The sequence below is a fragment of the Listeria innocua genome (assembly GCF_028596125.1).
GTDB classification, from domain to species: domain Bacteria; phylum Bacillota; class Bacilli; order Lactobacillales; family Listeriaceae; genus Listeria; species Listeria innocua.
This window is the reverse complement of the sequence record NZ_CP117229.1, coordinates 1,540,696-1,562,196: the sequence shown is the minus strand read 5'-3', so window position 1 is coordinate 1,562,196 and position 21,501 is coordinate 1,540,696. Positions and strand designations below refer to the sequence as shown.

Annotated in this window: 21 protein-coding genes, 1 pseudogene and 1 other annotated feature; of the genes and pseudogenes, 18 read left to right on the top strand and 4 right to left on the bottom strand. The window is 36.9% G+C overall.

The window, feature by feature from the left end; translation table 11 throughout:
* Positions 1-126 precede the first annotated feature (126 nt).
* From PQQ29_RS08310 to PQQ29_RS08295, 4 genes are all read left to right on the top strand, one after another.
* Complete coding sequence (locus PQQ29_RS08310) at positions 127-909, top strand: phosphotransferase family protein (protein WP_187984131.1); 783 nt, start codon at positions 127-129, stop codon at positions 907-909.
* A 6-nt stretch (positions 910-915) separates the two neighbouring features.
* A complete protein-coding gene (gene trmB, locus PQQ29_RS08305) occupies positions 916-1,560 on the top strand; it encodes a tRNA (guanosine(46)-N7)-methyltransferase TrmB (RefSeq protein ID WP_003772072.1) in 645 nt (214 codons plus the stop codon).
* 61 nt (positions 1,561-1,621) lie between these two features.
* The gene (locus PQQ29_RS08300) at positions 1,622-2,470 is read left to right on the top strand and encodes a YtnP family quorum-quenching lactonase (RefSeq protein ID WP_033532974.1); all 849 of its coding nucleotides are present in this window, start codon (positions 1,622-1,624) and stop codon (positions 2,468-2,470) included.
* A 133-nt stretch (positions 2,471-2,603) separates the two neighbouring features.
* Positions 2,604-2,852 (top strand): metal-sensitive transcriptional regulator, encoded by a 249-nt coding sequence (locus PQQ29_RS08295; protein ID WP_033532975.1) that lies wholly within the window; start codon positions 2,604-2,606, stop codon positions 2,850-2,852.
* A 36-nt stretch (positions 2,853-2,888) separates the two neighbouring features.
* On the opposite strand, the gene PQQ29_RS08290 is transcribed toward PQQ29_RS08295, so the two are convergent.
* Entirely contained in the window at positions 2,889-3,200 is a 312-nt protein-coding gene (locus tag PQQ29_RS08290; protein ID WP_003762492.1) for a PepSY domain-containing protein, read from the bottom strand.
* Between the two features lie 196 nt (positions 3,201-3,396).
* On the opposite strand from PQQ29_RS08290, the gene PQQ29_RS08285 reads away from it, so the two are divergent.
* The 8 genes and pseudogenes from PQQ29_RS08285 (at position 3,397) to PQQ29_RS08250 (ending at position 11,556) form a co-directional block, all read left to right on the top strand.
* Positions 3,397-4,470 carry a M42 family metallopeptidase gene (locus tag PQQ29_RS08285; protein WP_010991629.1) on the top strand — a complete coding sequence of 358 codons (1,074 nt, stop codon included), beginning with the start codon at positions 3,397-3,399 and terminating at the stop codon, positions 4,468-4,470.
* Positions 4,463-4,681, top strand: a complete 219-nt coding sequence (locus tag PQQ29_RS08280; protein WP_228468342.1) for a hypothetical protein — start codon at positions 4,463-4,465, stop codon at positions 4,679-4,681. The genes PQQ29_RS08285 and PQQ29_RS08280 overlap by 8 nt, the downstream gene beginning before the upstream one ends.
* Positions 4,682-4,791: 110 nt before the next feature.
* Positions 4,792-5,106, top strand: a pseudogene (locus PQQ29_RS08275) (thioredoxin family protein); the annotation flags it as partial.
* Between the two features lie 34 nt (positions 5,107-5,140).
* Positions 5,141-5,941, top strand: a complete 801-nt coding sequence (locus PQQ29_RS08270) for a DUF1444 domain-containing protein (RefSeq protein ID WP_003762488.1) — start codon at positions 5,141-5,143, stop codon at positions 5,939-5,941.
* 5 nt (positions 5,942-5,946) lie between these two features.
* The gene (gene ytpR, locus PQQ29_RS08265) at positions 5,947-6,564 is read left to right on the top strand and encodes a YtpR family tRNA-binding protein (RefSeq protein WP_003772057.1); all 618 of its coding nucleotides are present in this window, start codon (positions 5,947-5,949) and stop codon (positions 6,562-6,564) included.
* 308 nt (positions 6,565-6,872) lie between these two features.
* A complete protein-coding gene (locus PQQ29_RS08260) occupies positions 6,873-9,227 on the top strand; it encodes a DNA translocase FtsK (protein WP_010991628.1) in 2,355 nt (784 codons plus the stop codon).
* 295 nt (positions 9,228-9,522) lie between these two features.
* Positions 9,523-10,866: a UDP-N-acetylmuramate--L-alanine ligase gene (gene murC / locus PQQ29_RS08255; RefSeq protein WP_003767134.1), complete on the top strand. Its 1,344-nt coding sequence runs from the start codon at positions 9,523-9,525 to the stop codon at positions 10,864-10,866.
* A 144-nt stretch (positions 10,867-11,010) separates the two neighbouring features.
* Positions 11,011-11,556 (top strand): peroxiredoxin, encoded by a 546-nt coding sequence (locus PQQ29_RS08250; RefSeq protein WP_003762484.1) that lies wholly within the window; start codon positions 11,011-11,013, stop codon positions 11,554-11,556.
* A 39-nt stretch (positions 11,557-11,595) separates the two neighbouring features.
* Here the strand turns inward: PQQ29_RS08250 and PQQ29_RS08245 are convergent, their stop codons facing one another.
* A complete protein-coding gene (locus PQQ29_RS08245; RefSeq protein WP_003762483.1) occupies positions 11,596-12,708 on the bottom strand; it encodes a M29 family aminopeptidase T in 1,113 nt (370 codons plus the stop codon).
* 257 nt (positions 12,709-12,965) lie between these two features.
* On the opposite strand from PQQ29_RS08245, the gene PQQ29_RS08240 reads away from it, so the two are divergent.
* The 5 genes from PQQ29_RS08240 to tyrS all read left to right on the top strand — a co-directional run bounded on the left by PQQ29_RS08240 (position 12,966) and on the right by tyrS (position 18,094).
* Positions 12,966-13,421, top strand: coding sequence for a DUF948 domain-containing protein (locus PQQ29_RS08240; protein ID WP_003762481.1), 456 nt, complete (start codon positions 12,966-12,968; stop codon positions 13,419-13,421).
* A 21-nt stretch (positions 13,422-13,442) separates the two neighbouring features.
* On the top strand, positions 13,443-13,967 hold the full coding sequence (locus tag PQQ29_RS08235) for a YtxH domain-containing protein (protein WP_003772050.1): 525 nt from the start codon (positions 13,443-13,445) through the stop codon (positions 13,965-13,967).
* Positions 13,968-14,185: 218 nt separating this feature from the next.
* Positions 14,186-15,271, top strand: coding sequence for a bifunctional 3-deoxy-7-phosphoheptulonate synthase/chorismate mutase (locus tag PQQ29_RS08230; RefSeq protein WP_003767131.1), 1,086 nt, complete (start codon positions 14,186-14,188; stop codon positions 15,269-15,271).
* 234 nt (positions 15,272-15,505) lie between these two features.
* Positions 15,506-16,513, top strand: coding sequence for a catabolite control protein A (gene ccpA, locus PQQ29_RS08225; protein ID WP_003762479.1), 1,008 nt, complete (start codon positions 15,506-15,508; stop codon positions 16,511-16,513).
* A gap of 53 nt (positions 16,514-16,566) precedes the next feature.
* Positions 16,567-16,775: a binding site (T-box leader), on the top strand.
* Between the two features lie 59 nt (positions 16,776-16,834).
* Positions 16,835-18,094 (top strand): tyrosine--tRNA ligase, encoded by a 1,260-nt coding sequence (tyrS, locus tag PQQ29_RS08220; protein WP_010991627.1) that lies wholly within the window; start codon positions 16,835-16,837, stop codon positions 18,092-18,094.
* A gap of 99 nt (positions 18,095-18,193) precedes the next feature.
* Here the strand turns inward: tyrS and rpsD are convergent, their stop codons facing one another.
* Both rpsD and PQQ29_RS08210 read right to left on the bottom strand, forming a co-directional pair.
* Positions 18,194-18,796: a 30S ribosomal protein S4 gene (gene rpsD, locus PQQ29_RS08215; protein ID WP_003762477.1), complete on the bottom strand. Its 603-nt coding sequence runs from the start codon at positions 18,794-18,796 to the stop codon at positions 18,194-18,196.
* Positions 18,797-19,007: 211 nt separating this feature from the next.
* Positions 19,008-19,496, bottom strand: coding sequence for a GAF domain-containing protein (locus PQQ29_RS08210; RefSeq protein WP_010991626.1), 489 nt, complete (start codon positions 19,494-19,496; stop codon positions 19,008-19,010).
* 279 nt (positions 19,497-19,775) lie between these two features.
* Between PQQ29_RS08210 and ezrA the strand changes: the two genes are divergently transcribed.
* A complete protein-coding gene (ezrA, locus tag PQQ29_RS08205; RefSeq protein ID WP_147732808.1) occupies positions 19,776-21,491 on the top strand; it encodes a septation ring formation regulator EzrA in 1,716 nt (571 codons plus the stop codon).
* Positions 21,492-21,501 lie beyond the last annotated feature (10 nt).

Here is a 21,501-nt window from a genome sequence, read left to right as displayed (position 1 = left end):
CGAACATATGTTGACTTGACGAGAGCTCTTAAGAGAAGTAAAATCATGAATAGTTACCTATTTGTTCGGAAGTTAAAAACAGGGGATAATGAAGTTGCAAAGAGCTAATAAAAGGTGTGCATGTAAATGAAAGATAATTTTTTTGGGAGAGAATATGACATAGCGCCGGCTGGAGGGGAAACTGGCCAAGCATTTGTTGCAACACATGAAGACGAAAAATTCTTTTTAAAAAGAAATTCTTCGCCTTTTTTAGCAGCGCTTTCGGTAGAGAACATTGTTCCAAAACTCGTCTGGACAAGAAGAGTAGAAAACGGAGATGTTATCACTGCGCAAAAATGGGTGAATTGCCATATTTTAACTCGTGAGGAAATGGTTGGTCCTAGAGTGGCGAAACTCTTAGCGAAAATTCACCATTCGGAAAACTTACGCCATATGCTCGAAAAAATCGAAAACTGTTATTTTTCTGCCCATCAATTACTAGCTCGTCTAAAAGCAGAAATGGAAGCTAAAAATGAAGCTAATAATGTAATGCAGACAGCAATCGAGTATTTAGAGCGAAATATTACAGCTGTCGAGAAAGCAGATTACGTCGTTTGTCACGGAGATGTCAACCACAATAATTGGATAATATCAGAAGAAAATGAATTGTTTCTTGTTGATTGGGACGGCGCAATGCTTGCTGATGCTGCAAATGATTTAGGAATGATATTATACCAATATATTCCGCGTGAAGGCTGGGATGAATGGCTTTCTAATTATGGAACAACACTAACTAGCGAATTACATCGTAAATTAAAATGGTATACACTTTGCCAAACCGTCATGCAACTTACGACCAACCAATCAGAAGAAGCATACGAACGAGCAAAACAAATTTTTCAAAATGCAATAGAAGATGATGAGGTGTAAAGAAAGATGCGTGTAAAACATAAACCATGGGCAAAAGATCGATTGGAAGAATTTCCAGCAATTTACATTAAAAACCCAGAAGATTTTAAGGGGCGCTGGCAAGAAGTATTTGGAAATAATAATCCTATTCATATCGAAATCGGTTCCGGTAAAGGCCAGTTCATTAGTGGTATGGCAAAAGCGAATCCGGAAATTAATTATATCGGCATTGAAATGATTGAAAGTGTCCTAGTTTCTGCGCTTGATAAAGCAATTGAAGCAGAAGTACCTAATTTGCGCCTAGTTGCAAGAGATGCCAAATTACTGGAAGAATCTTTTGAAAAAGGAGAAATAGCACAAATTTATTTGAATTTCTCTGATCCGTGGCCGAAAAAACGCCACACAAAACGTAGATTAACGAATCCAACCTTCTTAACTATTTATGAGCGACTATTACCAAAAGCAGGGGAGATTCATTTCAAAACGGATAACCGCAGCTTGTTTGAATATTCATTAGTAGCTTTTTCAGAATATAATATGTTACTAACTTTTGTATCACTTGATTTGCATAATAGCGATTACGAAGGGAATATAAAAACTGAATACGAAGAAAAATTTTCAGCTAAAGGATTCCCAATCTATCGTCTTGAAGCAAAATTTGATAGAGATTGACTAGGATAAACCAGGTGCACTTGCTGCATCTGGTTTTTATTTTTAATTGGAGGCGTTAAAAATGGATTCCATTCAAATTGGAGAAATAAAAATTTATTGGTTGCGCGGAGGTTATACTCATTTTGACGGCGGAGCAATGTTTGGGGTAGTTCCAAAACCTTTATGGGAGAAAAAATATCCAGCAAATGAAAAAAATCAATTAGCTAATGTAACCGATCCGATGTTTTTTCAGTATTTAGGGAAAAATTATCTAATTGATAGCGGGCTAGGGAACGGGCGACTAACAGAAAAACAAAAACGTAATTATGGGGTAACTGAAGAGTCTTTCGTATTAGAAGATTTAGCAAAACTAAATATTGCCCCTGAGGATATAGACTACTGTTTAATGACTCATTTACATTTTGACCACGTGTTAGGTTTGACTGGTTGTTCAGAAGAGGGTTATTATTCTATTTTTCCAAATGCGGAAATCTGGACTTCTGAAATTGAATGGGACGAAATGCAACACCCGAATATTCGTTCAAAAGCAACTTATTGGCAAGAAAACTGGCAAGCAATAAAAGGGCAAGTCCACACATTTACGAAAGAAAAACGATTTAATGATGCGATTAAAATGACTCATACTGGAGGACATAGTGCTGGACATTCTGCCGTTTGGTTTGAGTCCGGTGGAGAACTAGCGATTCATATGGCAGATATTTTTCCGACATTCGCTCACCAAAATGTTTTATGGGTAACGGCATATGATGATTATCCTATGACATCCATCGCGGCAAAACAAGATATTTTCAAGCGAACTTTTGGGAAAAATTATTGGTTTTTATCGTACCATGATGCTAGATTCCGAGCAGTTAAAATCGGCGGAAATGGAGAAATTGATGCTGAACTAAAAATAGAAAATCGAAATTAAGAAGTGGGATTCCGCTTCTTTTTTTGAGGGTATTTTTATTTTGTGTTATTATATAACTTATAAAGCTTTATTTAAAGCCGAAATCATAACCTGGGTAGGGGGTTCCTATCCGATATACTATAAGGGGGTATATATGAAAAGCGAACAGAAGAAAGCGCTAGTAACAAGATTTGCGAAGATTGAAGGTCACGTACGTTCAATCAAAAATATGACAGAGGAAGATCGCGATTTAGAAACAATTATGCAACAAATAGCAGCTGTGAAAAAAGCAATGGATGCAGCTGCGAAAGTGATTTATACAGAACAAATGAAAGAACTGATTGAGCAAGGCGTGGTGGACGAAGCTGTTATTAAAAAGAAAATTGATAGTTTTATTCGTTAAAAAAACGACTCCCCAAGTGGGTAGTCGTTTTAATTTTTAGGCTAAATACACATCAATGATTGTTCCTGTGTTAGCGTCTGCGATAAATTCGAATTGTTTTTTCTCGCCCTCACGAATGCAAGTGATACCACCGTGGTATACGAATGTATCAATGGCGAATTTTTTATAGTGTTGCTTTTTTAGTTGAATCCAAGAACCTTCAATAGGTCCTTCTTGTTTGAACGCATTTTTTACATTTTCTAAGATGACGTCCCCTGAAATTGTTTTATCGCTAAGTAAATAATGATAAACAAGGTGTCCAGCTGCTGCTCCTGCTCCAACGCCGGCAATGAAAGCTTTCCAGTTCATCGCTTTTCCTCCCTAGTGTTTGCTATTCTTTTTAAAAGACGTCTTATGAACATCTCTTTTAACCATTATACTACAAATTTTTGATTATAAAAGGATTTTTGAACGCGCTTTCGATAAAATGGAGAAGTAAGGCAAGCGGAAACATCTTTTATTTGCTATAATAAAATAGATTTCACACGGAAAGAGATGATTATTAATGGAAAAAGAAACGTTAGCAATGTTTAAAGAATTAACGGAACTTCAAGGTACTTCGGGTGATGAACATAGAATTCGAGCATTTATGCGAAAAGAACTTGAACCGGTTTCCGATGAAATTATCCAAGATGGCTTAGGTGGCATTTTTGGTGTGCGACACGGAGCGACTGATGGTCCGCGCGTATTAGTTGCAGCCCATATGGATGAAGTTGGCTTTATGGTAACGCAAATTACAGACAATGGTTTGATTCGTTTCCAAACAATTGGTGGTTGGAATCCGCAAGTTTTACAAGCGCAACGTGTGCAAATTATGGCGCCAAATGGTCCTGTAATTGGCGTTGTAGCCTCTGTTCCTCCGCATTTACTATCAGAAGCGGAACGTAGCAAACCAACTGACCCGAAAAACTTACTTATTGATATTGGTGCAGATGATAAAGCGGACGCTGAAAAAATCGGTATCAAACCAGGGCAATTTATCGTTCCTGTCGCTGAATTCACTCCACTTGCAAATCCAAAGAAAATTTTAGCTAAAGCGTGGGATAACCGTTATGGTGTCGGTCTTGCAATTGAGCTTATGAAAGAATTAAAAGGGGAATCTTTACCAAATACGCTTTTTGCTGGTGCGAATGTGCAAGAAGAAGTCGGTCTTCGTGGTGCGGGTGTAAGTGCGAATATGATTCAACCAGATTTATTTTTCGCGTTAGATGCTAGTCCTGCCAATGATACGACTGGGAATAAATCGCAATTCGGTCAAATTGGCCAAGGTTTCTTACTGCGTATTTTTGACCGGACGATGATTATGCACCGTGGTATGCGTGAATTTTTACTTGATACTGCGGAATCAAATAAAATTCCATATCAATATTTTGTTTCACCTGGTGGAACAGATGCCGGTAAAGTTCACACGTCACTTAGTGGTATTCCGAGTGCAGTAATTGGTGTTCCGGCTAGATATATTCACTCATCTAACTCGATTTTACATGTGGATGACTACGCTGCGGCGAAAGAAATGATTACAACACTTATTCGCGGTCTCGATAAAACAACTTTTGAAACCATTAAAAACAATGCGTAAAATAATCAAAAAACCAGTATTTTTGGTTGGATTTCTACTTTTGGTAGCAAGTCTAGTATTCTTAGTAGGTTACGCTACAGGGATACCTTACCTCCGCGATGCTGAAATCGGCTGGATCGTTACCACCCTGATAGCGGGAGTGATGACGTTAATCGTTGGTTATTTTAATCTTTATATAGAAAAGAAAAAAACGCGATCTAAAGTACGGTGAAAAGTTTGGCTCTTATAACGGAGCCGGACTTTTTTCATGAGCGTTATTCTGGACGAAAGTTAGCTAAGGCGTTAGGATTTAACTAGTATGAAAGAAGAAGGAGCGAACAAAAAATGAAAAACTTAGAATCTGTAGAACAATTCAATGAGATAAAAGCGGAAGGTAAATCTGTTTTTATGTTTAGCGCTGATTGGTGCGGCGATTGTAAATATATTGAACCTGTAATGCCGGAAATTGAAGCTGAAAATGAGGATTTCACTTTTTATCATGTAGATCGAGATGAATTTATTGATTTATGTGCTGATTTAGCGATTTTTGGAATCCCTAGTTTCCTTGCTTTTGAAGATGGTGAAGAAGTAGGGCGTTTTGTTAGTAAAGATAGAAAAACAAAAGAAGAAATTAATGATTTTCTAGCTGCAATATAAAAAGTGACTGCTTTTTATGGAAGGGGAGGCACCTATGGCAAAAATGACGACATTAAAAATGAAAGAACGACTAGAGAAGGAACTGAATAAACCTAATCGGCAGTTTGCTTACGAACGAGATAGTGACACACTTTCGGTTACCCAAAATGGCAAAAAAGTAACTTTGGCTATCCCACAAATCATCGCAAATTATGAAAACGATGGTGAAGCTGCGATTGAAAAGATTATTTACTATGTCGAAGAAGGTTTTCTGGCTGCATCCGGAAACATTGAACTCAAAAACAATACAGCGAATATTTATCCCGTTGTTAGAGCGACTTCTTTTCCTGATACCACCAAAGCGGGAGAAGTGCTTTTAACAGATGAACATACCGCTGAAACGAAAATTTTCTATGCGTTTGATTTAGGAAAATCCTACCGTTTCATCGAAAAAAACATGCTGGAAAAAGAAGGGCTTTCCCATGAAGAAGTCAGAAAAGCAGCCTTCGATAATCTGGGAAAACTAGAAATTCCGCTAAAAAAAGACTCGGTTAATGGGAATGATTTTTATTTCGTGCGTACAAATGACGGCTATGATGCGAGTCGTTTACTAAATGTTAGTTTTCTTCAGCAAATGCGCGAAAAGCTAACTGGGGAAATGGTGCTCGCTGTGCCGCATCAAGATGTTTTAATTATTGGCGCTATCAAAGATAATACCGGTTATGACGTTCTGGCGCATATGACGATGGACTTTTTCGCAGATGGACTTGTGCCAATAACCTCTTTGCCATTTGTCTATAATAATGGTAAACTTGAACCGATATTTATAATGGCAAAAAACAGATTAAAGGAGTAGAAGACGTGATAGTAAACGCATTTTATAATGAAAAAGGGGTAGGGGACACTCTACTAATTGAAACAGGCGAAGTAACATTTGAAAATCGCGAGTGGGAGCGCCGTGGGGATGTCGCACGAATTTTTGACCGCGAAACAAAGCAAGTTGCAGGTTTCAATATTTTTAATAGCTCCAAATACTTTGACATTACTGCAAATGGCAAAGTGGATTTAACTGAAGAACTTGTTGCGTTAATGAATCAAGTTATCGAAAAAGCGGGATTTGAACCTGAAATCGTAGCTGATTTAACCCCGAAATTTGTAGTTGGGTACGTGGAGTCGAAAGAAAAACACCCGAATGCGGATAAATTAAATGTATGCCAGATTAATGTGGGTGGGGAAGTGTTGCAAATTGTTTGTGGCGCCCCAAATATCGATGCTGGACAAAAAGTAGTGGTTGCGAAAATCGGCGCAGTAATGCCTAGTGGTTTAATCATTAAACCGTCTAATTTACGAGGCGAAGATTCTTTCGGCATGGTATGTGCCGCGCGTGAATTGGCAATTCCTAATGCGCCAACTGAAAAAGGTATCCTTGTTTTAGAAGATTCCGCTACACCGGGTGAAGAATTTCCGGTAAATTTTTAAATAATTGATTTTTTTAAGCGCCTGATGCTATATCGGGCGCTTTTTTGCTTGCTAAATTTGCTACTTTGTGAAAATGATTAAAATGTAGAACAATATAACTTTAATTGTATACAATATATGCATAAATCGTACAAAATAAAGATAATTTTCAAGGTATAATAAAAACTTATATCGGGTTTAAACCTAGTTGTATCAAGGTATTATAACGAATACGGCTCGAAAAATAGCGAATTCACAATTTTGTCATAGATTATTTTGATTTTGTCTGTTAAAATCAAACAAGAAAATTAAATTTAGGGTGATAATGAATGGGATGGTTTAAAGATTTTTTCTTTGGCGATATGGACGAAGAAATAGATACATATGAAAATACACCTACTAAAAAAGTAGAAAAGAAAGTAACGTATGCTCCTGAAGTAGAGCCGAAATCAAAAGTTACGGCAATTAAAACAAAAGAACGAAATACAAGAACTGTACGACCTACACCAAAAAGTGTAGTGCCAAAGCAAAAACACCTGCAACCAGTGAAACGGCAAGTGAAAACACAAATGGTATATCAATATCCAAAAGGTGAATTCCGCTTTCCGCTAATACCTGATAAGCCAGTCAGCCAACCAATTCAAACACAAAAACAAACACAAAAACAACCAACTAGAGCTATGCATCAAACGAGCGACAAACCTGTTGTAAAAGAAGAAACAAGAAAACGTCCTTTTGCTGCGACAGATGTTCCGTCTCCGGTTTATGCATTTAATAAAAGACCGAGTAAATTTGAGTTTGCAGTGTCTGAACCAGACGAAATTGCAGAAATTCAAGAAGATTTAACTATTCCTCCAGTGGATTTACCAGAATTAGCAGAAGCAGAAACAATTGCTTTTGATACAGAAATTGAAAAACAAATAGAAGACACTTACCCAGAAGAAGTTGGAATTGAGGAAGTAGTAGAAGAACCAGTTTTAGCTAGTAATGAAGCTACTCCAGTTGAACCAGCTCCAAAACGCGTGACCCTTATTCAAGAAGAAACGACGCAAGTACCTAAACAAAAGAAACAAGTCGAAGCAAGTAGACAAGAACAAATGTTGAAAAGCAGAATTCCATTTAACGTTATGATGGTAAAAAAAGATAAACAAGCACTTCAAAAAGAACCAGCAGCTGAAATCGTTCAAGAGAAAGAAGTAATTACTGAAAATATTCAACCTGTTGCTATAACAGAAGAAAGACAAGTAGCACCAGAATATCCAAGCAATTATCAATTTCCGTCGTTCGGGTTGCTACATCCGCCCGTATCGAAACGAGAAGACGATTCATGGTTACAAATGCAACAAGAAATGCTAGATGAAACATTAGAAAATTTCAATGTTCATGCGAGCGTTGTTAATAGAACACAAGGTCCCGCTGTAACTAGATTTGAAGTCCAACCAGAAAAAGGGGTCAAAGTAAGTAAAATCACTAATTTAACAGACGATATTAAGCTAAACTTAGCTGCAAAAGATATTCGAATAGAAGCTCCAATTCCAGGGAAAAGCACAGTTGGTATCGAGATTCCAAACCAAACAAGTCGTCCAGTGATGCTTTCTGAGTTAATGAACACAGAAGCGTTTCAATCATCTAAGTCGCCGTTAACTGCCGCACTTGGTCTTGATATTTCTGGAACACCGATTATTACAGACCTGCAAAAAATGCCTCATGGCTTAATTGCTGGTGCTACAGGCTCCGGTAAAAGTGTTTGTATCAACTCATTACTCGTAAGTTTGCTCTATAAAGCGACTCCCGACCAATTGAAATTGCTTTTAATTGATCCAAAAATGGTTGAACTCGCTCCATATAATCGTATTCCGCATCTCGTCAGTCCGGTAATTACAGATGCAAAAGCAGCAACAGTTGCACTCAAATGGGCTGTAGAAGAAATGGAACGTCGCTATCAACTCTTTAGTCATACCGGCGTTAGAAATATGGAAAAATATAATGAATATGCAAGTCATCCTGATCATACCGGCGAAAAACTACCATATATTTTAATAGTTATTGATGAATTAGCTGATTTAATGATGGTTGCGCCGAATGATGTAGAAGAATCTATTAGTCGTATTGCACAAAAAGCGCGGGCATGTGGTATCCATATGATTGTAGCGACGCAGAGACCATCTGTAGACGTAATTACCGGTCTTATTAAAGCTAACATTCCGACACGCGTTTCTTTCTCTGTGTCTTCACAAATCGATTCTAGAACCATCCTTGATGCAAGCGGTGCTGAAAAACTTCTTGGAAAAGGGGACATGCTTTTCTTACCAAGTGGTGCAAGCAAACCAGTGCGTCTCCAAGGGACATTTGTTAGTGATGAAGAAATCGATGCTGTCGTAGCTCATGTTCGTAGCCAAGGGGAGGCAGATTACATCTTTGAAGAACAAGAGTTACTTGTAAAAGAATCGGTTAAAGAAAACACTGATGAATTATTTGAAGAGGCATGTGACTTTGTTTTAAGCCAAAATGCCGCATCTACCTCTTTACTGCAAAGACATTTTAGGATTGGTTACAACCGAGCGGCTAGATTAATGGAATCTCTTGAGAATCATCAAATAGTTTCAGGAATTAATGGTTCTAAGCCACGAGATGTTATCATCACGAAGGACCAATTGGCTAAACTCAGAAACAAAGAAACTTAATTTTATAGTACTAAAATAACACGATACTTAATTAGTTTTACAAATCACCTGTATTTTCATGAGTAATTTCGCTTATATTTGCTGAAAGATTTTTCTAATTACATGGAAAGTGATATAATAAGCTGGTGAATTATTGACTCAACTATGAAATCAAGCATAAAACACAATTGGAACGTAAGATGATGTCTAGAAAACGGAGACTTTATACTGTTTTCAAAGTTAAGACTTGGTGCTTAACAGTTAACATGTTTTTTTTAGGCACCCTCTTCAAGATAAATTAATGGGGGTTCAAATAATGACTATCTATCATTTTGTTGGAATAAAAGGGTCGGGAATGAGTGCACTTGCTCAGATCCTGCACGATAAAGGTTTTCAAGTGCAAGGCAGCGATGTAGACAAATATTTTTTCACGCAGAAAGCATTGGAAGAAAAACAAATTCCAATTATGACGTTTTCAGCGGATAATATAAAAGAAGGCCTAACAATTATTGCTGGTAATGCATTTCCAGATACACATGAAGAAATTGAGCGTGCTAATGAGCTTAATCTTCCCGTGATTCGATATCATAAATTTTTAGGTCAATTAATAGATGGCTATACAAGTATTGCAATAACTGGTTCTCATGGTAAAACATCGACAACTGGTCTTCTTTCTCATGTGGTCGGTGCCATTCGTCCCACTTCATATTTGATTGGTGATGGAACTGGTAGTGGCACAAAAGATGCTAAATATTTTGCGTTAGAAGCTTGTGAGTATCAACGCCATTTCCTTGCGTACAAACCAACTTATGCAATTATGACCAACATTGACTGGGATCACCCAGATTATTTCAAGAGCGTAGATGATGTATTTAATGCATTTGAAACGCTTGGTAAACAAGTGAAAAAAGCAGTTTTTGCCTTAGGAGACGATGTTGAACTACGCAAATTATCGTTAGACGTTCCGATTATTTACTTTGGCTTTGGTTCAGAAAACGAATTTCAAGCTAAAAATGTTAAAAAAGAAACTACTGGAACTAAATTCGACGTCTATCATCGCGACGAGTTTTTAGCTTCATTTGAAATTCCTGCTTACGGAGATCATAATGTTTTAAATGCCTTAAGTGTTATTGCGCTTTGTGACTATGAGGGATTACCAGTAGACGAAGTGAAAAAAGAATTAAAAACTTTTGAAGGCGTAAAAAGAAGATTTAGCATTACTGAAAAAGGAAATCAAGTTTTAGTAGATGACTATGCGCACCATCCTTCAGAAATTCGTGCGACTGTTAATGCTGCTAGACAAAAATATCCAAATAAAAAAATCGTTGCTGTATTTCAGCCGCATACATTTACAAGAACACGCACCTTCTTACAAGGTTTTGCGGATAGCTTGAATTTAGCGGATGAAGTATATCTTTGTGACATTTTCGGTTCTGCGCGTGAAAAAACGGGTAATTTAACTATTGCTGATTTAGCGCATAAAACCAAAGGAAATCATATTATTAAAGAAGAGCACACAGAAGAATTATTACAATATCCAGAAGCAGTTATTTTGTTTATGGGAGCAGGGGATGTCCAAAAATTCCAAGCTGCCTATGAAAAAGTTCTAGATAACGAAATCGTGGCTAATGAAGTTCTAAAGAAAAGTGCGATTAATTAACTTTCAGTAAAGCGTGTCATTTATTTGGCATGCTTTTTGCTTGTTTATAATTACTATAAATAAAGCTTTACACGATTTGATAGGTGTATTAAAATATACCATGTGATACAAAATACAACTACATAGATTAATGGAGGGATAAAAGTGGCAGAACGTTTAGTAGGCACACAAGCTCCAAGATTTGAAATGGAAGCTGTTATGCCAAATCAGACTTTCGGAAAAGTAAGTCTAGAGAAAAATATAGAAGACGATAAATGGACAGTTCTCTTTTTCTATCCAATGGACTTTACCTTTGTTTGTCCGACTGAAATTGTAGCGATTTCCGCTCGGTCAGATGAATTTGATGCATTAAATGCGCGGATAATTGGTGCTTCAACAGATACGATCCATTCCCATCTTGCATGGACGAATACACCAATCAAAGAAGGCGGAATTGGAAAATTAACCTATCCTCTTGCTGCGGATACTAATCATCAAGTAGCAAGTGATTACGGGGTACTAATTGAAGAAGAAGGCGTGGCACTACGCGGGCTTTTCATTATTAATCCAAAAGGTGAAATTCAATACGAAGTGGTTCATCATAACAATATTGGTCGTGAAGTTGACGAAGTGTTAAGAGTACTTCAAGCTTTGCAAACTGGTGGACTTTGCCCGATTAACTGGCAACCAGGCGAAAAAACAATTGTTTAAACTATAAAAGCGCTTAGGAGCATATCCTAAGCGCTTTTCTTATACTAAGTTTTCTGGATTAAGAGGAGCTAATTCTGGAAGAACGAAAATGCCATCTTTACGAATAAGCACATCATCAAAGTAAATTTCGCCGCCACCATAATCAGCGCGTTGAATATTTACTAAATCCCAGTGAATGGCTGATTGATTGCCATTAAATGCTTCATCGTAGCACTGGCCAGGAGTGAAATGGAAACTTCCTTCAATTTTCTCATCAAAAAGAATATCTTGCATCGGTTCGTGGATAAACGGATTGACACCGATAGCAAATTCCCCAACAAAACGAGCACCTTCATCAGTATCTAAAACTTTATTAATGCGATCTGTATCATTGGCAGTTGCTTTAATAATTTTTCCGTCTTTAAAAGTGAAAGAGACATTTTCAAATGTGAAGCCTTGGTATGGTGAAGGGGTGTTATACGTAAGTGTTCCATTGATAGAATCACGAACTGGAGCAGTAAATACTTCGCCATCTGGAATGTTCATTTCGCCCGCGCATTTAATTGCCGGAATATCTTTAATACTAAATGTTAAATCTGTTCCTGGTCCAACTAAGTGCACTTTATCTGTTTTATTCATAAGTTCTACTAAACCATCCATTGCAGTGCTCATTTTACCGTAATCTAAATTACATACGTCAAAATAGAAATCTTCAAAACCAACCGTGCTCATTTTTGCAAGTTGTGCCATGGAGGAGCTTGGGTAACGGAGCACGACCCATTTAGTTTGTTTTACACGAATGTCAGAATGCATTTTACCAACAGTCTCACCGTGAATTTTTAATTTATCTGCGGGTACATCAGATGTTTCGTTGATATTATCACCAGCACGTAAACCTATGTAAGCATCCATTTCTTTCATAACATTACCTTCGAACTCGGCAATTTTTTCATATTGAGCACTATCAGCACCGAGCATCATCGCACGGTCGATTTGTGGTTCTTTTAAAGAAACGAACGGGAATCCTCCAGCTTTATATGCTTCTTCTACTAAAGCCATTACTAGTTCTTTTTGCACACCGAAGTTTTCGATTAATACTTTTTCCCCAGCGCCAAGTTTGACGGAATAGTTGATTAAATTATGTGCTAATTTTTCGATTCTTGCATCTTTCATATTGTACCCTCCCTAAAATTTAACAAAATAAGCCTAAAAAACAAGCCTGTTTCTATTTTACTCCAAATTACGCTAAAAGCAACCTTCTATAACAAATTAGCGGGTTTCTTTCATATTAGTTTATTTTTCAGCAGTTACTTGCTAAAATGAAGCTAATACCTTTTCTTTTTTACATTTTGTACATAGATTCATTAGAGAAGAAAGTTTTAGAGGGGAATACTCAGGGTATAGAAAAAAGAATATGGAGGTGTGGATAGATGATAGTAATTTTGTATATTGCAGCACTCATTGCCGCAATTGCGCTTTTAGTTATTGCCATCTATTTGGGAAAAACGTTAAAATCAACTTCCCAAACAATGGATGAGGTAGCTAAATCGTTAGAAAAAATAACAGTAGAAGTACAAGGGATTACAGGACAATCACAAAAATTGCTTGATAAGACCAATACACTTCTAGAAGATGTAAATGGCAAAGTTGCGAAAGTTGATCCAGTTTTTGATGCAGTTGGTGATATTGGGACTTCTTTACTAGGATTAAGTCAATCTGTTCGCGAACTAGCAACACTCGCAACTAACAAAGTAGAACAAAATGAAGCAAAAATTTCTCAAGCTGTCTCAATTAGCAATTCAATTCTTTCTTTTAGAGAAAAGATGAAAGCGAATAAAGCAGCGAAAGAAGCCGCAAAAGAAGCTCGAGAGCAATCTAATTTCTAATATAATTTGGAGGGATTTACAATGGCAGAAAAAGATGGTATTAATACAAAAGATTTTCTAATCGGTGGTTTAATTGGTGCAATCGTTGGTTCAGCCGCAGCACTTCTATTTGCACCTAAATCAGGTAAAGAACTACGCGAAGATTTAAATACACAGGTAGATACAATTAAAGAAAAAGGCAACCAATGGAAAGACGTTGCTTATGAAAAAGGTATCGAAATCAGTGGTGTAGCAAAAGGAACAAAAGATAAATTAGTAGATTCCGCTGGCGGGTTTGTTGATGTTGTTAAAGACAAATCAGGCAAATTAGCTGATACAGTTTCTAAACAAAGTAAAGCTGTGAAAGAAGTTGTTTCACAAAATAAAGAAGAAAACCAAGAAGCTGCTAAAAAAGCGGCAGAAACAGTAAAAAATGAAGCGAAAGATGCTGCAAGCGATGTAGAAAAAGCAGCAGATAAAGCAAAAAAAGAAGCAAAAAAATCATTAGATGATGGCAAAGATGAAGCGAAAAAAATTGCTTCTGATGTGAAAAAAGAAGTAAAATAAGATTAAGTTAAAAAACAGCCTTGCGAGGCTGTTTTTTTTATACAAAAAAAGCAATATCCGCTTGTAATTTATTTTAAAACGTGTTAACATTAGTTTTACATTATTCACTTTAATGCTTAAAAGCGATTAAGTATAAAAGTGGATTCGTGACAAATTATCTGTTTTCCTCTATAATGAGAAATAATCTTGGAGCAGATTTTTAGAAGGGTGGAAGTAAAATGGTCAATACAAATTTAGAGGAACTTAGAACAGAGGTGGATCAATTAAATATTGATTTGCTTGAATTAATCAGCAAACGTGCCAATTTGGTACAAGAAATCGGTAAAATCAAAGGAACACAAGGTTCTCTACGTTTCGATCCATTACGTGAAAGAGAGATGCTTAATACGATTCTTGCAGCAAATAAAGGACCTTTTGAGGATAGCACGGTTCAAAAATTATTTAAAGAAATTTTTAAAGCGGGACTAGAACTTCAAGAAGAGGATCATTCAAAAGCATTACTTGTTTCTAGAAAAAATAAAAAAGAAGATACGATTGTTACTGTTAAAGGTTTACCAATCGGAAACGGCGAACCCGTATTCGTTTTTGGGCCTTGTTCCGTAGAATCTTACGAACAAGTGGCTGCAGTTGCTGAGTCTATTAAAGCAAAAGGTTTAAAACTTATTCGCGGTGGAGCATTTAAACCACGTACTAGCCCATATGACTTCCAAGGATTAGGCTTAGAAGGCTTAAAAATTCTTAAACGTGTATCAGATGAGTATGGTTTAGCTGTTATTAGTGAAATCGTAACTCCAGCTGATATTGAAGTTGCACTTGATTATGTAGATGTTATTCAAATCGGTGCAAGAAACATGCAAAACTTTGAATTACTTAAAGCAGCAGGTCGTGTTGATAAACCGATTTTACTTAAACGTGGCTTATCTGCAACGATTGAAGAATTTATCGGTGCTGCTGAATATATTATGTCACAAGGTAACGGTAAAATTATTTTATGTGAACGCGGTATTCGCACATATGAAAAAGCAACAAGAAATACACTTGATATTTCTGCCGTGCCAATCTTGAAAAAAGAAACGCATTTACCAGTAATGGTCGATGTAACACATTCTACTGGCCGAAAAGATTTATTACTTCCATGTGCTAAAGCTGCCCTTGCTATTGAAGCTGACGGCGTAATGGCTGAGGTTCATCCGGATCCAGCTGTTGCTTTATCTGACTCTGCGCAACAAATGGATATTCCTGAATTTGAAGAGTTCTGGAATGCAATTTTAGCTAGTAACCTAGTTCCTCACAAAATCAAATAATCTCGAAAAGCCCTGGTACGCCAGGGTTTTTTATTTTGGTCAAAACTAATAATGCATAATTGGTATTTAATACTAATATTCAATGCCGTTTCGGTATGAAAATAAATGAAAATAAAGAGTAAAAACAATTGCATATCGAAAAAAGTTATCGTATTATTAAGGGAAGGCAAGTTTGTTTCCGTTTACAATGGTATATAGAGCCATTAAAATAATGAATATGGAGAGTGAATAGGGATGAATGTAACAATTTATGATGTTGCTCGTGAAGCGAATGTTTCTATGGCGACGGTATCTCGGGTAGTTAACGGCAATCCGAATGTTAAACCAGTAACAAGAAAGAAAGTATTGGATGTTATTAATCAATTAGGTTATCGTCCTAATGCAGTAGCTAGAGGTCTTGCAAGTAAACGTACAACGACTGTCGGTGTAATTATTCCTGATATTTCTAACGTTTTTTATGCAGAGCTTGCGCGCGGAATTGAAGATATTGCTACAATGTACAAATACAATATTATCCTTAGTAATTCGGACGAAAATGAGGATAAAGAACTTCAAGTGCTAAATACACTGCTTGGTAAACAAGTAGATGGTATTATTTATATGGGTGAACGAATTTCTGAACAATTACAAGAAGAATTTGACCGTTCTCCTGCACCAGTAGTTTTAGCTGGAGCGGTAGATATGGAAAACAAATTAGCTTCTGTTAATATCGATTACAAAGAAGCGACAAAAGAAGCTGTGAAACGTTTTGTAGATAATGGACATAAGCAAATCGCTTTTGTTAGTGGTTCCTTAAATGAGCCTGTAAACCGTGAAATGAAATTGGCTGGTTATAAAGAAGCGCTAGAAGAAGCTGGTATTACTTACCAAGAAGACTACATTATTGAAGCAAAATACAATTACAATGCTGGTGTAAAAGTTTGGGAAGAATTAAGTGCATTATCTAAGAAACCAAATGCTGTTGTTGTCGCGGATGACGAACTAGCAATCGGAATTTTAAATGCGGCATTAGATGCTGGTATTAAAGTTCCTGAAGAATTAGAAGTCATGACAAGTAACAATACAAAATTAACATTAATGTCACGTCCACAACTTTCTACAATCGTACAACCTTTATACGACATTGGTGCAGTAGCAATGCGTTTATTAACAAAATTAATGACGAATGAAGAAGTAGACGAAAAAACAGTTATTCTACCACATAGTGAAAAACTACGTGGGACTACAAAAGAAAAAAAATAAGTTGACAGCATTTTTAGCGGTATGTTATAAATGTATGTATACTTTTCATAACGAAAATGACTATGAACGGACGAAGTAGTTGCTTATTCTTATTCCTAGAGAGCTAGTGGTTGGTGGAAACTAGTAGAGATAAGTAGACGAATTACATCCCGGAGTCACGCTGCACAGGATAATGGTGCGGCCGGTGTTGAGCCGTTATTTTTTGAAGTAGGATTTTTTCCTAAAAGTAGGGTGGTACCACGTTAATTAATACGTCCCTTCGCTAAACTGTTTAGCGGAGGGGCGTTTTTTATGTCCAAAAATAAAAGGAGAATGATGAAAATGAATATTATTGATGAATTAGAGTGGCGCGGAGCTATTTACCAGCAAACAGATGAAGAAGGATTACGCAAATGGGTAGAAGAAAAACAGATTTCTTTGTACTGCGGGATTGATCCATCTGGAGATTCGATGCATATCGGTCATTTAATTCCATTTATGATTTTACGCCGTTTCCAAAACGCTGGGCACCGTCCGATTATTTTAGTTGGTGGAGCGACAGGAACAATTGGTGACCCAAGTGGTAAAAAAGAAGAGCGCAAGTTGCAGTCGATGGAACAAATTAGCAAAAACGTCGAAAGCTTACGCGTCCAACTTGGAAAGATTTTTGATTTTGAGGGTGATTCGGCTGCTAGCATGGTAAACAACTATGACTGGACGAAAGATGTGAGTATTCTTGATTTCTTACGTGATTACGGAAAAGAATTCAATGTAAACACGATGCTTTCAAAAGATATTGTCGCTAGCCGTTTGGAAGTAGGGATTTCGTTTACAGAATTTGCTTACCAAATTTTACAAGCGATGGACTTTAATCACTTATATGAATTTAATGATTGTCGTCTGCAAATTGGTGGTAGTGACCAGTGGGGAAATATTACTGCTGGACTAGACTTAATTCGTAAAAAACAAGGTGAGAATGCCAAAGCTTTCGGTCTAACAATTCCACTTTTAACAAAAGCTGATGGAACTAAATTTGGGAAATCAGAAGGTGGCGCGATTTGGTTAAATCCGGAAAAAACAACGCCATACGAATTTTACCAATTTTGGATTAATACGGATGATCGCGATGTAGTGAAATACTTGAAGTACTTTACATTCTTGACTGAAGCTGAAATTGATGAGTTAGCGAAACAAGTGGAAGAAGAACCACATTTACGAGCTGCACAAAAAACGTTAGCTGCTGAAATGACTAAATTTGTGCATAGTGAAGAAGCGTTAGAACAAGCGCTTAAAATTTCAAAAGCATTATTCAGTGGGGATGTAACAGCTCTAACTGCGGATGAAATTGAACAAGGTTTCAAAGATGTGCCAACATTTGTAGCGGAGGATGCAGAAGTAAACCTAGTAGATTGGTTAGTAACACTTGGGATTGAACCGTCAAAACGCCAGGCTCGTGAAGATGTAACTAACGGAGCAATTTACATTAACGGTGAACGTCAGCAAAACGTGGAAAAAGTAATTGATGCAAGTGACCGGATTGAAAATAAATTTACAATTGTGAGACGCGGGAAGAAAAAATACTTCTTAGTTTCTTATAAATAAGAAGAAAAGCACTTGTTTTTAAAGGCGAGTGCTTTTTTGTGCATAAAAAAACCTTACAACCACAACCGAAGTCATGAATTGTAAGGTTTTTAGTTCTAATTAACGGCTGTAGAATTCTACGATAAATGCTTCGTTGATTTCAGCAGCGAGTTCAGAACGTTCTGGTAGACGGTTAAGAGAACCAGTTAGAGTTTCTGCATCGAAAGTTACGTATTCAGGCACGAAGCTCGAAACTTCTAAGCTTTCAGCGATTGCAGAGTTTTTAGCAGATTTTTCACGAACAGAGATCACTTGACCAACAGAAACTTGGTAAGAAGGGATATCTACGCGTTTGCCATCTACAGTGATGTGGCCATGGTTTACTAGTTGACGAGCTGCACGACGAGTGCGAGCAAGACCAAGACGGTAAACGATGTTATCAAGGCGTTGTTCTAGTAAGATCATGAAGTTCTCACCGTGTTTACCTTGTAATTTACCAGCTTTGTTGAACGTGTTTTTGAATTGACGTTCAGTTAATCCATACATATGACGCAATTTTTGCTTTTCAGCTTGTTGCAAACCATATTCTGAGATTTTTTTACGTTGAGTTGGGCCGTGTTGACCTGGAGCATACGGACGACGCTCTAATTCTTTACCTGTTCCAGAAAGTGAAATTCCTAAACGACGGGAAACTTTCCAGCTTGGACCTGTATAACGAGCCATAAGAGACTCCTCCTTTTATTTGTTTTTGGTATAAAACAAACGTGACGTAAAACCAAATCAGGGCAGTTTACCTTCATATACCATCACCATAGCAGCCGCCGGTTACGCGATATACCACAGAATTACATCTGGGGGTAAACAACACACTCATTCATTTTACTCAAGCTGCATTTTACACATCTTCCAGTATAGTATAGTTACTAGTTCTTTGTCAATTTATTTCTTGAGTAATCGCATCACGGATTTTTTCTAGCCACAACTGGTCCACTTCATCAAAACGATTAAAGAGGGGACTATCAATATCAAGCACACCAAACAACTGATTATTTTTTACAATGGGTAGAACGATTTCTGAATTAGAGGCAGCATCACAGGCGATATGTCCAGGGAAATCATGCACATTTTCTACTATATATGTTTTTTGGTCAGAGGCAGCAGAACCGCAGACACCTTTACCTAGTGGAATGCGAATGCACGCAGGTAGACCTTGAAAGGGGCCGAGTACTAATTGATTTGTTTCTTTTTCAAGTAAATAAAACCCAACCCAATTAATATCGGAAAGTGCTTGATTTAATATAGAAGAAACATTACTTAAATTTGCAATGAGATTTGGTTCACCAGCAATCATTGCTTGTACTTGTTTTAAAGCAAGAGCGTAATTTTCTTCTTTTGTACCAGTCATTTTTTGGATTTCAATCATTTTTATCCCCACATTTCTTTTCAAATAATGTTTATAGTATAGCATGAAATAAAATGGATTTTCGGAAATTTGTTTTGAGATAAAGTTGCTTTGAAAATTTTTTCGCTAAACGCAAGTAATTCTGCGCAAATCGTGGTAAAATAAAAGATGTGTATAATGAACTGAAAATAAGGAATTAAAGACTACATATGGAAAGATGTACATAATGGAAAAAGTGTATGGACAGCACGAGTGTGGCTGTTTTTCTTTCACAAGTTAACGTTGATGGGAGGATTTTGGATGTACTACATGTTAATCGGCTTTATTATCGTAGTAATTGCAGTCATTAGTGCAGGCTACATTTTAAAAAGAAAACATTACCAAAGAATAAACGAATTAGAAGAGACGAAAATCAAACTCAGAGAACGGCCGGTTATTGATGAACTTTCAAAAGTAAAAAAATTAAAGCTAACAGGTCAAACAGAAGCGCTTTTTGAATCATGGCGCTCCTCTTGGGACGAAATTGAAACTAGATTATTTCCTGATTTAGAAGAAGTTTTGTTAGAAGCAGAAATGAATGCAGATCGATACAGATTCCGTTCTGCAACAAATACAGAAAACGATATTGAGCAAATGCTTGTTGTAATTGAAAAACAAATGGACCAAATTCTCGGCGGTTTAAAAGAATTGCTTATTAGTGAAGAAAAGAACGCGAAAGAAAGTAGAATGACGAAAGAAAAATTTGCGGAACTTCGTCGGGAAGTTTTGACACGAGGATTTAAACTAGGAGAAACACTACCTTATGTGGAAGCAAAACTAAACAGCCTTGCTGAAAATTTAAATCGCTATGATTCACTAACAGACCAAGGAGATCACTTAGAAGCTCGTGAAATCGTTATATCCGTCCAAAAAGAAATGGCAGTTATTGAAGCACAAATGGAACGCATTCCTTCATTACTACATGAAACAGATACAATTTTACCGGAAGAAATGAATAAATTGCGTGCTGGTTATGAAGAAATGGTTCGAAAAGGTTATTATTTAGCCCAAATGGAGTTAGATAAAGAAATTTCTCGTATGAAAACGCAAATTGAAAAAATGAAACAAAATGTAATCAATCTTGATTTAGATGAAGCTGAAGAAGGAATTGAAGAATTACATAATGAAATCGAATTGTTTTACGATACGCTTGAACACGAAGCAGAAGCGCGTCATTTCGTGAAAGAAAATCACAGTCCTACTTCTGATAAATTAAAACGACAAAATACTGTTTCTGATGCACTTGCTGAACAAATCACGGAAGTAAAACAAACGTATCATGTGGCAGAAGATGATTTAGCCGTTTACCTTAAAACAAGTGCTAAATTAAGTGAAGCTAAAGAAAACTTTGAGCAGTTGACAGCATTAATTGCTAGCGGAGAAATTGCTTATTCTGCAGCACAAGATACACTGAAAGAAATCGATGCAGCTTTACTTTCTATTAGTTCAGAACAAGATAATTTTGCAGAGGAATTGCGTTCGCTGCGTAAAGACGAATTAGAAGCTCGCGATGATGCAGAACGGATGAGACGAGCAATTATCACGCTTGATCGTAAAATGGAACGAGAACGCTTGCCAGGTCTTCCAGAAGAGTATCTATCACTGCGAGCACACATGGGAGAATCTATTGATGCACTTGAAAAACGTTTAGAAGAAAAGCCTTTAAACATGAAAGCTGTTAGTCAAGACTGGCGGATTGCGGAAGAAGATTTAACTCATTTAACGGAAAAAGCAGAAGAAATGATGGAAAATGTTCGCTTAGTTGAGCACGTCATTCAATATGCGAACCGCTATCGTTTGCGCAACAAGGAGTTGGCAGATGAGTTAGTTCAAGCAGAAAACCATTTTTATAACGACTACCAATATAAAAAAGCGCTTGAGATTGCTGTAACTGCACTCGAAAAAGTAGAAACGGGCGCATTTAAAAAAGTAGAAAAAGCTTATGAATCAAAAGTAAGCGTAGATGATATTGAATAAAGCCTAAAAA